Annotated in this window: 10 protein-coding genes; 7 read left to right on the forward strand and 3 right to left on the reverse strand. The window is 69.6% G+C overall.

What is annotated here, in order from left to right:
* The first annotated feature begins 63 nt into the window (after positions 1–63).
* The 3 genes from ACFUPX_RS25150 to ACFUPX_RS25160 are packed head-to-tail and all read left to right on the forward strand — an operon-like array spanning position 64 to position 3,139.
* Positions 64–987, forward strand: a complete 924-nt coding sequence (locus tag ACFUPX_RS25150; protein ID WP_383326767.1) for a carbohydrate ABC transporter permease — start codon at positions 64–66, stop codon at positions 985–987.
* Entirely contained in the window at positions 984–1,820 is an 837-nt protein-coding gene (locus ACFUPX_RS25155; RefSeq protein ID WP_383326770.1) for a carbohydrate ABC transporter permease, read from the forward strand. The genes ACFUPX_RS25150 and ACFUPX_RS25155 overlap by 4 nt, the downstream gene beginning before the upstream one ends.
* The gene (locus ACFUPX_RS25160; protein ID WP_383326773.1) at positions 1,820–3,139 is read left to right on the forward strand and encodes an ABC transporter substrate-binding protein; all 1,320 of its coding nucleotides are present in this window, start codon (positions 1,820–1,822) and stop codon (positions 3,137–3,139) included. Before ACFUPX_RS25155 ends, ACFUPX_RS25160 begins: the two co-directional genes overlap by 1 nt.
* Positions 3,140–3,220: 81 nt before the next feature.
* On the opposite strand, the gene ACFUPX_RS25165 is transcribed toward ACFUPX_RS25160, so the two are convergent.
* The gene (locus tag ACFUPX_RS25165; protein WP_383326776.1) at positions 3,221–3,946 is read right to left on the reverse strand and encodes a response regulator; all 726 of its coding nucleotides are present in this window, start codon (positions 3,944–3,946) and stop codon (positions 3,221–3,223) included.
* Positions 3,943–5,217 (reverse strand): sensor histidine kinase, encoded by a 1,275-nt coding sequence (locus ACFUPX_RS25170; RefSeq protein ID WP_383326779.1) that lies wholly within the window; start codon positions 5,215–5,217, stop codon positions 3,943–3,945. Before ACFUPX_RS25170 ends, ACFUPX_RS25165 begins: the two co-directional genes overlap by 4 nt.
* Positions 5,218–5,455: 238 nt before the next feature.
* Between ACFUPX_RS25170 and ACFUPX_RS25175 the strand changes: the two genes are divergently transcribed.
* Positions 5,456–7,654, forward strand: a complete 2,199-nt coding sequence (locus ACFUPX_RS25175) for an MMPL family transporter (RefSeq protein WP_383326782.1) — start codon at positions 5,456–5,458, stop codon at positions 7,652–7,654.
* A 70-nt stretch (positions 7,655–7,724) separates the two neighbouring features.
* Here the strand turns inward: ACFUPX_RS25175 and ACFUPX_RS25180 are convergent, their stop codons facing one another.
* A complete protein-coding gene (locus tag ACFUPX_RS25180; protein WP_383326785.1) occupies positions 7,725–8,864 on the reverse strand; it encodes a hypothetical protein in 1,140 nt (379 codons plus the stop codon).
* 81 nt (positions 8,865–8,945) lie between these two features.
* Here ACFUPX_RS25180 and ACFUPX_RS25185 point away from each other — a divergent pair, with 81 nt between their 5' ends.
* From ACFUPX_RS25185 to ACFUPX_RS25195, 3 genes are all read left to right on the forward strand, one after another.
* On the forward strand, positions 8,946–9,392 hold the full coding sequence (locus ACFUPX_RS25185) for a MarR family winged helix-turn-helix transcriptional regulator (protein ID WP_383326788.1): 447 nt from the start codon (positions 8,946–8,948) through the stop codon (positions 9,390–9,392).
* A 90-nt stretch (positions 9,393–9,482) separates the two neighbouring features.
* Positions 9,483–10,703 (forward strand): macrolide-inactivating glycosyltransferase, encoded by a 1,221-nt coding sequence (mgt, locus tag ACFUPX_RS25190; RefSeq protein WP_383326791.1) that lies wholly within the window; start codon positions 9,483–9,485, stop codon positions 10,701–10,703.
* 233 nt (positions 10,704–10,936) lie between these two features.
* A complete protein-coding gene (locus tag ACFUPX_RS25195; protein WP_383326794.1) occupies positions 10,937–11,905 on the forward strand; it encodes a CDP-alcohol phosphatidyltransferase family protein in 969 nt (322 codons plus the stop codon).
* Positions 11,906–11,952: the final 47 nt, after the last annotated feature.

Raw genomic sequence — 11,952 nt, forward strand, 5'->3', positions numbered from 1 at the left:
GCACGATGACGGGGGCCGCCTGGGCGGCCAAACCCCGATGAGCCGCCCAAAGGAGCCGATTCCGTGACATTGGCGACCGCAACGAAGCGGTCAGCGAGAGGCGCGTCCGCCCGCAGAGGCGCGGACCACGGCGCCTGGTTCCTGGTCCTTCCCGCGCTGATCCCGATCCTGGTCCTCAGCGTGGGCCCGCTCCTCTACGGCATCGCGCTCGCGTTCACCGACTCCCAGTCGGGCCGCACCGAGCCGACCCAGTGGGTCGGCGCCCTCAACTTCCAGGACCTGCTGCACGACACGCTGTTCTGGGACTCGTTCCGCATCGGTCTGATCTGGGCGTTCGGCGTCACCGTGCCGCAGTTCTTCCTCGCGCTCGGCCTCGCCCTCCTGCTCAACCAGCCGTTGCGGATGCGCTGGCTCGCACGGGCGCTCGCGATCATCCCCTGGGCCATGCCCGAGGTGGTCGTCGGCATCATGTGGCGGCTCGTCTACCACCCGGACGCGGGCGTGCTGAACGAGACGCTCTCCAACCTCGGCCTGGGGGAGGGCAAGGACTGGCTGACCGGGACGGCCACCGCACTCTTCGCCGTCATCGTCGTCGGCATCTGGGCCGGCATGCCGCAGACCACCGTCGCGCTCCTCGCCGGGCTCCAGAACACCCCGCGCGAGCTGCACGAAGCCGCGGCGATGGACGGCGCGGGCGCCTGGCGCCGCTTCCGCACCGTCACCTGGCCCGCAATCAAGCCGATCGCCCTGGCCATCACGGCGCTCAACTTCATCTGGAACTTCAATTCCTTCGCCCTGGTCTACGTCCTCACCCAGGGCGGCCCCGGCGGCCGCACCCGCCTTCCCATGCTCTTCGCTTACGAAGAGGCCTTCCGCTACGGGCAGTTCGGCTATGCCGCGGCCATGGGCTGTGTGATGGTCGCGGTGATCTCCGTGATCCTCGCCTTCTACCTCGTCGGCCGCCTGAAGGGAGGCGAAGAGTCATGACGCGCACGAAGAAGTCGACGCGCGCCGCGCAGTACGCGGCCCTCGCCGCCTATCTCGTCTTCCTCGCCTTCCCGTTCCTCTGGCTGATCTCCACGGCCTTCAAGCCCGCACGGGAACTGGGCAGTCTGCACCCCACCTGGATCCCAAAAAACCCGACCCTGGAGAACTTCCGGCAGGCCTTCGACGAGCAGCCGCTGCTCCAGGCCGCGGGCAACTCCCTGATCGCGGCGCTCAGCGCGTCCCTGATCGCGGTCGTCATCGCGACCCCCATGGCGTACGTCATGGCGCGGCACCAGAACCGCGTCTCGAAGGCGGCGACGGGCTGGGTGGTGATCAGCCAGGCGTTCCCCTTCGTCCTGATCATCATCCCGCTGTTCCTGATCCTGAAGAACCTGCACCTGATCAACTCGCTGCTCGGCCTGATCATGGTCTACGTGGTGTGGTCGCTGCCCTTCGCGCTGTGGATGCTCGTCGGTTACGTCCGCGCGGTGCCCACCGAACTGGAGGAGGCGGCGGCGGTCGACGGCGCGAGCAAGGTGCGTACGTTCGTCTCGGTCGTCGCGCCGCTGCTCGCCCCCGGCATCGTCGCCACGGCGATGTTCGCCTTCATCACCGCATGGAACGAGTTCTTCTTCGCGCTCGTCCTGCTCAAGACCCCGGAGAAGCAGACCTTGCCGGTCATCCTCAACCGCTTCATCGGCAGCGAGGGCGTCGCGGACCTCGGGCCGCTGGCCGCGGCGGCGTTCCTCGCCACCATCCCCTCGCTCGTCATCTTCGCGATCATCCAGAAGCGGATCACGGGCGGCATGCTGGCAGGGGCGGTGAAGGCCTGATGCGCGCAGCACCACGTCGAAGGACCGCCGTCACCGCCACCACTGCCACCGCCGTCACCGCGGCGCTCGCGCTGCTGCTCGGCGGCTGCAGCGGCGACTCGGGTGACGACGACGGGAAGATCACCCTTCAGTTCCAGTCCCTGGCCTGGCAGAAGGAGTCCGTCGACGCCAACAAGGCGCTCGTCAAGGAGTGGAACGCCACCCATCCCGACGTCAAGGTCGAGTACGTACAGGGCAGTTGGGACAGTGTCCACGACCAGCTGCTCACCTCCTTCGAGGGCGGCGAGGCGCCGGACATCATCCACGACGCATCGGACGACCTCGCCGACTTCGCGTACGGCGGCTATCTCGCGGACATCGGCGACCTGCTCCCCGAGCGCCTCAAGTCCGACATCCCCGAGCGCAGTTGGGAGACGACGACCTTCGACGGCAAGGTCTTCGGAGTGCCCTTCCTCCAGGAGCCGCGCGTCCTGATCGCCAACGCGAAGTGGCTGAAGAAGTCGGGGGTGCGGATCCCCACCCCCGAGAAGCCGTGGAGCTGGGAGGAGTTCCGCTCGGTCAGCAAGGAACTGGGCGACGGCAAGGACGGGAAGTACGGGGTGGCCTGGCCGCTCAAGGAGCCGGTGTCCGCGACGCTCAACCTCTCCCTGTCGACCGGCGGGAAGATGTTCCACCGGGGCGATGACGGCAAGGTCGACGTCCGCTTCGACACTGCCGACGCGATCATGCCGCGCACGGTCCACGACCAGGTCAACACCGACAAGAGCGCGTCCGGTTCGACCCTGGGCATGGGCGGCTCCGACACCCTGCCGGGCTTCTTCGGCGGCAAGTACGCGATGGTCCCGCTCGGCTTCTCCTACCGCCAGCAGATCGTCCAGCAGGCGCCCAAGGGCTTCGACTGGCAGGTGCTTCCGGCCCCGGCCGGAGCGGAGGGGCTCGCGCAGGGCGTCAGCCCGCAGACCCTGTCCGTCTCCGAGGACAGCCCGCACAAGAAGGAGGCGGCCGAGTTCATCGACTTCTTCCTCCAGCCGGACAACATGGTGAAACTCGCCCGCGGCGACTGGATGCTGCCTACCGGTGCGCAGGCCCTGAAGGATCCCGCCCTGCGCACGAAGAAGGACGACTGGGCGGCTGGCACGGCGCTCGCCGCAGACCTGCGCCCCGCGCCCGCGCAGTCGGTGCGGGGGTATCCGGAGTGGAAGGACAAGGTGGCGACCCCGGCGCTCCAGGAGTACTACAGCGGGGCGATCGGCCTTGATGAGCTGAGGAAGCGCCTGGTGAAGGACGGGAATCTGGTGCTTGCGCGGTATCAGCGGTGAGCGCTCCACCGAGGTGCGGGGATGGTCCTGCGGGCCGGTGGGGGCTGTTCGCGCAGCTCCCCGCGCGGCTCTCCGCGCCCCTTACGGGACGCGATGCCCGTTGCCCTGCCCCGCCCGCACGAGCCCCGATTCGTACGCGGCGATGACCGCCTGAGCCCGGTCACGGACGCCCAGCTTCGCGAAGATGCCGGTGGCGTGGTTCTTCACGGTCTGGAGGCCGATCTCCATCCGCTGGGCGATCTCGGCGTTGTCGAGGCCCGCGGCGATCAGGCGGAGCACGTCGATCTCACGCGGGGTGAGTCCGGCGAGGTCCGCGGTCGGCGGGTGCGAGGCCGGCGCCGGGGTCACGAAGGTGGCGAGCAGCCGGGTCAGCAGCCGCGGGGCGACGACGGACTCGCCGCGGTGGACGGTGCGCAGCGCGGCCACCAGCTCCTCGGGCGAGACGTCCTTGGGCAGGAACCCCGAGGCTCCGGCCCGCAGGGCGCCGACCACGTGCTCGTCCATGTCGAAGGTGCTGAGCGCGAGGACCCGGCAGCGGGGCAGCTCGGCCGCAAGGCGCCCGGTGGCCTTGACGCCGTCGAGCACGGGCATGCGGATGTCCATCAGGACGACGTCGGGGCGGAGTTCGAGGGCCGCCGCGACGGCCTGCTCGCCGTCGCCCACTTCGCCGACGACCTGGATGGCGGGGTCCGAGAGCAGGATCAGCGACAGGCCCCGGCGCACCAGCGGCTGGTCGTCCGCGATGAGCACCGTGATCCGCTCGGGCCCGCCGCCGCGCTCGGGCTCGGGCTCGCTGCAAGGGGTCATCTGGTCCCGTCCTTCTCGTGTGTGCCGACCTCTTTACCGACCTCTTTACCGACCTCCGCGTCGGCCTTCGCGTCGGCCTCGTACGTACCGGCGGGCAGCGGCACGCTCGCGACCACCTCGAACCCGCCCTCCGCACGGCTGCCGACGTGCAGAGAACCGTCGTGCAGAGCGACACGTTCCCGCATGCCCAGCAGACCGTATCCGCCGCCCCCGTTCCCGCCGACCCCGCCGTGCGCGCTGCCGCCACCGGCGCCGTCGTCGGCCACTTCGATGGTGACCCGGTCCGGGAGATACGCGAGCCGTACCGTGGCGCGGGCCGGGCCCGCGTGCTTGCGGGCGTTGGTCAACGCCTCCTGCACGATGCGGTAGAGGGTCAGGCCCACGGTCATCGGCAGCGGACGGGGCCGCCCGGTGACGTGGAGTTCGGCGGGCAGGCCCGCAGCGGTCGAATCGGCGACGAGCCGCTCGATGCCGTCCACGCCGGGCTGGGGCTCCGACGGCGTCTCCTCCGGGGTGTCGGTGCTGCGCAGGACCCCGAGGAGCTGCCGCATCTCGTGCAGCGCGGTGCGGCCGGACTCCTCCAGGGTCACCAGAGCCTCGCGCGCCGTCTCGGGATCGCGGTCCAGGGTCGACCTGGCCCCGCCGGACATCAAGTACATGGTGGTGATGTGGTGCGCCACGATGTCGTGGAGCTCCCGCGCGATACGGCGCCGCTCCTCGGTCACCGCGCGGTCGGCGAGGAGGTTGCGGTTGATGTCCAGCTGGCGTTGCCACTGCCGCACGGACAGGCCGATGGCGACGATGAGGCAGGGCGTGACCAGCACGTCGGTGAGGCCGATCCCCAGGAACGGCACGTCGTTGTGGAGGTACCGCGCGAGCTGCACGGGCGCGGTGGCCACGACGCCGAGCGCCACGGCACGCCGCCCGCTGTACCTGGCCACGGTGTACAGCGCCACCGCGACGGCGCCGCCGTAGCTGTTCGACATCGGTGAGCCCGGGTCGACGGCAAGACCCAGATTGACGGCCATCTGTACGGCGAGGACCGCCCCGAACACCGGCACGGGATGATGGCGCCTGAAGAGCAACGGGAACACGGAGACCGCGACCAGCAGGACACCGAGCACGGTGACGGGCGCCCCCGGGCCCTCCTCGCCCGGAGCGAGGTAGGCCAGTACGTCGAGCCCCACGGCGGCGACGGCGACCACCACATCACCCGGCGTCGGCCGCACACCGCGTGTGGGCGGCACCGGTGGGAAGAAGTCGCGGCCCATCAGGGCGCCTCCAAAGATCGAGCAGATCGAGCCATCCCATTACATCCCGGCCCGCGGGGCGGTGAATCGCCGCAGGGGCGGTTGTTCCGCCCAGTACTGGAGTACTGCCCCCGACCACGTACCGGACCGGGGTCCCGGGCGCGTCCCCTCCCGGCGGCCGACGTCTTCAACGGGCCCCGCGTGATGACCTATTGGCATGATCCGCAAGCTGACCTCTTTCTCCACTCGACACCGATGGATGACGATCGTCATCTGGACGATCCTCGGAGCGGCACTGTCGTTCGTGGGGAAAGCGATGATGTACGACGTCACCGACTCCCAGGCCGGGGATTTCCTGCCCAAGAAATACGACTCGGCGGTGGCGCTGCGCATCGCGGAGGACGAATTCGGGACCGAGCCCGACCCCAACGCGCTGACCGTGCTGGTCGCCAGGGAGGACGGCGGCAAGCTCACGGCAGGCGACCAGGGCCGGATCACCGCGACCTCGGCCGACCTCGGCCGGGAGCGGATCGTCGCGACGAAGCCCGAAGAACTCATGAAGGACCATTCCCAGATCCCCCGGGTGTCGCCGGGCGCCATGGCCCCGGACAAGAGTTTTCGGCTCCTGTCGGTGACGCTCGACGGAAATGCCAATGACCCCGGACTCCAGGACGTCTACAAGAAATTCCGTGACGGCGCGGAGCATGAATTCGCCGCCGCGGACCTCCGGGTGGGATTCACCGGCGGAATAGCCTCCACGGTGGACAACGCGGAGGCGGAGGAGACCACGGGGAAAGTCGTCGGCATTCTGACGATGGGCCTCATCGTTTTGCTGAACGTGCTGGTGTTCCGCAGCCTGGCGGCCGCGTTCGTGCCGCTGATCGCGGTGGCACTGATCGGCGGTGTCGCATCGGGAGCGGTGGTCGGCGCGGCGAAGCTGTTCGACATCGCCCTCGACCCGTCCACGCCCTCGCTGATCGGTGTCGTACTCCTGGGAATCGGCATCGACTACTTCCTCTTCCTGATGTTCCGGTTCAGGGAGCAGCTGCGCAATCATCCCGGGCAGAACGCCCGGACGGCCGCGGCCGAGACGACCGGGCGGGTGGGCAGTGCGATCACGTCCGCGGCCCTGACGATCGTGGCGGCCTTCGCGACCCTCGGCCTCGCGAGCTTCGGGCAGTTCCGGGTCCTCGGCCCCGCGATCGCCCTCTCCGTACTCGTGATGCTCCTCGCCAGCCTCACGCTGATGCCCGCGCTCCTCGCCGTGCTCGGGCGCGGCATGTTCTGGCCCGCCCGCGCCTGGAAGAAGGAGCGCACCGGCGGGATCAGCGCACGCCTCGGCCACGCCGTGAGCGCCCGGCCGGTGCGGTACGCGCTCGGCAGCCTGGTGCTGCTCGGCGCGCTGGGCGCGGGCGCGCTCGGCATGAAGATGAGCTACGACCAGCAGGGCCTGCCCGAGACGGCCGCGGTCAGGACAGCGGAGCAGATCTCCCGCAGCCTGCCCGCGGGTGTCTCCGACCCGCACACCGTGTACGTACGGAGCACCGACGGCGGTGACATCAAGGAGCGTTCCCTGACCGGGATGACCCGGGCCCTCGGCAAGACGGAGGGCATCGGCGAGGTGGGCGAGCCGGTGCTCAGCAAGGACCGCACGGCCGCGCGGGTCGATCTGTTCCTGAGCGCCGAGTCCGATACGCAGAAGGCGCGCGACCTGGTCTCCGGACCCATCAGGGACACGGCGGCGCGGACCGCCCCGGAGGGCACCAAGGCGTACGTCACGGGAACGGCCGCCGTCTTCGCCGACATCTCGACGGCCGTGGAGAAGGACCTGCGCCTGGTGTTCCCGGTCGCGGCGCTGCTGATCGCGGTGATCCTCTTCCTGCTGCTGCGCTCCCTGCTCGCGCCGGTCGTGCTGCTGATCGCCGTCGGGCTCGGGTTCGTGGCCACCCTCGGGGCGAGCACGCTGGTCTTCCAGCACGGCCTCGACCGGCCGGGCGTCTCGTTCACGCTGCCCCTGGTGCTCTTCCTCTTCGTCGTCGCCCTCGGCACCGACTACAACATCCTGATCACCGACCGGATCAGGGAGGAGATGGACAAGCCCGTCTCCGCCAGGCACGCGGTGGCCGAAGCGGTCCGGCACACCGCGCCCGCCGTCGCCACGGCCGGGATCGTGCTCGCCGGTTCCTTCGCCAGCCTGGCCGCGAGCCCCTCCACCCAGGAGATCGGCTTCGCCACCGGCCTCGGGATCATCCTGTCCTCGCTCGTGCTCTCCCTCGTCCTCGTGCCCGCCCTCGCCGCGATCCTCGGCCGCGGGCTGTGGTGGCCGCGCAGGTCCAACCGGGCGCGGGGCCACCACCACACCCCGGACGAGCCGCCCGCCGCCGAGCGGTATGAGCAGCACGCGCAGTACGAGCCGCTGCACGCGGGCGCTCCGGAGCACCACCACTCGGCGCGGTGACGACCGTGGCCCCCGTGTACGGATCCGTACACTGGGGCCACGACCGTCAGGTGAAGGAAAGCCGTCGCTTTCAGACCGCCACCGACTCCTCCATCTCTTCTTCCTGCTCCCGCTCCTGCTGCTGCTCCTGCTTCTGGTCCCGCTCCTGTTCCCGCCCCGCCTCGTGCTGCCCGTCCGCGCCCCCGGCGCGGGAGGGGCCCGCCGCCCGCTGACGCCTCTCCCACAGCGCCGCGATCCCCGTGATCACCAGGCCGAGCACCAGCCAGCCGGCCAGCGTCCAGACGTGCCCGCCGAGTGCGTGGCCGCCGAAGTACAGGTGGCTGCGGATGCCCTCGACGAATCCCGCGCCGTTCCAGAAGGCGTGCAGCGAGCCGAAGAAGCCGTTCTGGAGTTCCGGCCGGAAGAGACCGCCGGACGACGTGAAGTTGAGCATCACGAACAGGACCATCATCGCCAGCGTCGTCCAGCGCTTCAGGAACGTGTGCAGTCCGATGCCGATGAAGAGGATCCCGGCCGCGTACAGCCACGCCATGGCCCACACGCCCCACAGGCCCTGGTGCACGAGGTGGAAGACCGGGCCGGCGAGCGCCGCGCCGATCAGGCTCACGGCGAACGAGACACCGACGACGAGCCCCGCCCGTGCCCGCATCCGCATCCCGGCCCCCGCGGCGCCGAGCGCCGCCACCGACGCGTACGAGCCGATGCTCACCGCGACGAGCAGGAAGAAGAGGCCCTGCCCCGTGGGGTCGTCGTCGACGGTCGGCGCCACATCGCTGACCTTGAGCGGGACGCCCTGCTCCGCCGCGACCGGCGTGAAGACCTTCTCGACCGCCATGGCGCTCATGTCGGAGCCCGCGGTGGCCACGATCAGCTCGGGGGTCTTGGCGTCGGGGATGAAGGCCCCCGATATGTCCATCGACTTGAGCTCGTCGACCGCCTGGGCGCGGGAACCGACGGTCCGCACGTCGAGCGCGTCGCCCGCCTTGTCCTTGATCGTCTGCGCGAGGGCCTGCGTCTGCTCGCCCGATCCGACGACGGCGATCGGCATGTCGTGCGGCTCCGGCGTGACGAACGCGCCCATGTAGGCGAGACCCATGCCGAGGCACATCAGCAGGGGCGTCAGCAGGTGGAGCAGGACATGGCGGAGTGGTCCGGAGGCGGGTGCCGGGCCGGCAGATGCCTTGTGGGCGGGCGCCGAGGTGGCGGTCATCGGAAGACCTCTCGCGATAGTTGGCTTATACACTCAATCTCAGTGTTGTACTGTACAACCATTCGTGGAGAGGGAGAAATCGTGGCCGACAGGGACGGGTCCATCGAGATCATTCAGCGGGAGATGACGGCGTTCGCCCGGCGGGCCCGCGCCACCGCCGCGCGGATGCACCCCGAGCTCTCGCTCGTGTCGTACACGCTCCTCAGTCACCTGGAGTACCAGGGCGGCTGCCGGGCCACGGATCTCGCGGCGCACTACACGCTGGACAAGTCGACGATCAGCCGGCAGGTGGGCGCGCTGGAGAAGAGCGGGCTCGTGGAGCGGCGGCTCGATCCGACCGATCACCGGGTGCACGTGCTGCATCTGACCGACCGGGGTGACGAGGTGCTCGCGCAGGTCACCGATGCGCGCCGGGTCGCGTTCCAGGAGCGGCTCACCGGGTGGAGCGGCCCCGACCTGGAGAAGTTCGCCGAGTGCCTGCTGCGCTACAACGACGCGGCGTCGAGCAGTGACCTGGACGTCGAGTAGGCGGAGTGGATCGGATCGAGTACGTCGATTAGGCCAAGTCGGGCGGTAATGGGGTTGCACGAGACGTCTCGTCTCGCTTAAGGTCGGCGCATGACCACACGCCAGCGTGCCCACATCGCCATGTTCTCGATCGCCGCGCACGGGCACGTCAACCCGAGCCTCGAAGTGATCCGGGAGCTCGTCGCCCGCGGCCACCGCGTCACGTACGCGATTCCGCACCTCTTCGCCGAGAAGGTCGCCGAGACCGGCGCCGAGCCCGTCCTCTTCGAGACGACGCTGCCGGGTCCCGACGACGACCCCGAGGCGTGGGGGACCGAGCTGATCGACAACATCGAGCCGTTCCTCACCGAGGCGATCGAGACGCTGCCCCAGCTGGCGGCGGCGTACGAAGGCGACGAGCCGGATCTCGTCCTGCACGACATCACCTCCTATCCCGCGCGCGTCCTCGCCCGCCGCTGGGGCGTGCCCGAGGTCTCGCTCTCGCCGAACCTGGTGGCCTGGGACGGGTACGAGGAGGAGGTCGCGGAGCCGATGTACGCCGAGCTGAAGAAGACCGGGCGCGGGCAGGCCTACTACGCGCGCTTCCACGCCTGGCTGGAGGAGAACGGCGTCACGCAGCACCCGGACCCCTTCGTCGGGCGTCCGCCCCGCTCGCTCGTCCTGATCCCCAAGGCGTTCCAGCCCAACGCCGACCGGGTCGACGAGAGGGTGCACACCTTCGTCGGCGCCTGTCAGGGTGACCGCTCGGCGCAGGGCGGCTGGGAGCGTCCGGCCGGTGCCGAGAAGTTGCTGCTCGTCTCGCTGGGCTCGTCCTTCACCAAGCAGCCCGCCTTCTACCGCGAGTGCGTCAAGGCGTTCGGTGACCTGCCCGGGTGGCATGTGGTGCTCCAGGTCGGCAAGCACGTCGAGGCGAGCGAGCTGGGGGAGATCCCCGGGAACGTGGAGGTCCGGCAGTGGGTGCCGCAGCTCGCGGTCCTCAAGCAGGCCGACGCCTTCATCACGCACGCCGGCGCCGGCGGCAGTCAGGAGGGGCTCGCCACCGCCACGCCGATGGTCGCGGTGCCGCAGGCCGTCGACCAGTTCGGCAACGCGGACATGCTCCAGGGCCTCGGGGTGGCCCGGCACGTACCGATGGAGGAGGCCACCGCGGGGACCCTGCGGGAGGCCGTGCTCGGCCTGGTCGGCGACCCGGAGGTGGCGCGCCGCCTCGCCGAGGTGCGGGCCGGGATGGCGGGGGAGGGCGGCACGAAGAGGGCGGCGGACCTGATCGAGGAGGAGCTCGCGAAGGCGGCGGGAGGGGGCCGGGCGTGACGCCCCGTCACGCACCGTGAGCGGTTTCTGTTACGCCCCGGTCATTTCTGTTACGCAGCTGTGGCTCGATAACGCTCTGGTAACGCAGGGTGGTTCTGGCATGGGTATTGACTCGTCCTGAAAGGTTGACCGTTACCCCCGGCCAAAGGTTGCACGGCCGGGTTCTTGTTACTTGAACCAAAACCTTCTTAGCGTGAGGTGAACGTTCCGCGAACGCCAGGAAGTTGACCCCCATGCGACGAGACATACCGCCCCTCGACGAGGTGCGCCGTATTACCCAGAAGAAGCGAGACGCCTGGTGGACCGTGATCCTGGTGGACCCCGTCGCCACGCCGCTCGTGCGGTGGACGGCGATGCGGACCCGGATCACGCCCAACCAGATCACCTGGGGCGCGTTCTTGTTGGGGCTCGTTTCCGCGGCGTTCTTCGCGCTGGGTGACTGGCAGTGGCTCGTCGCCGGTGCCGTCGTCTACCACTTCAGCTTCATCCTCGACTGCATGGACGGAAAGGTCGCCCGCCTCACCGGCACCGGTTCGGTCTTCGGCGCGTGGCTCGACTTCGTCTTCGACCGGATTCGCGTGATGGCGTGTGCGGTGGCCCTGATGGGCGGGCAGTTCCACCGCACCGGGGACGCCTTCTACATCTGGGCCGCGGTCGCCGTGGTCGCCCTCGACACCCTGCGTTACATCAACGGGCTCGAGATCTTCAAGATCCGCCACACCATGCGCAAGCAGATCAAGGTCCGCATGAGGGCGGCCCGCCGGGCCGAGAACCAGGCCGAGCTGGCCTTCATGGAGGACCTGCTGCGGGACAACCCCGAGGCGGACATCGAGCAGGACCTGCAGAAGACGCAGTCGGAGCAGGGGGTCCCCGAGACTCCCGACGCCCCGGAGCTCGCACCCAAGCGACAGGTCATCGACCTGCACCAGGAGTTCCGCCACAAGTTCCCCGCGTACCTGCGGGCGCGCTCCTTCCTGCTGCGCCACCGCATCCGTACGCACCTGGTGAGCGGCATCGAGTTCCAGATGGGCGTCTTCATGATCGGCCCGCTGTTCGACGTGGTGCTTCCGGCGACGATCGTCTCCGGCGCGCTGCTCCTCGTCTTCGAGCTGGCCATCATCTACAAGCTGCTGCTCTCGACGCGGGACTTCACGCGGACGATCGATTCCTTCGAGGAGCGCAAGCTGATCGCCGCCGCGTAAGCGGACCGTCGGCCGAAACCCCCCGGCCGGGCTGGATACCTCCAGCC

This window comes from Streptomyces sp. NPDC057302 (assembly GCF_042667685.1).
Taxonomy (GTDB): domain Bacteria; phylum Actinomycetota; class Actinomycetes; order Streptomycetales; family Streptomycetaceae; genus Streptomyces.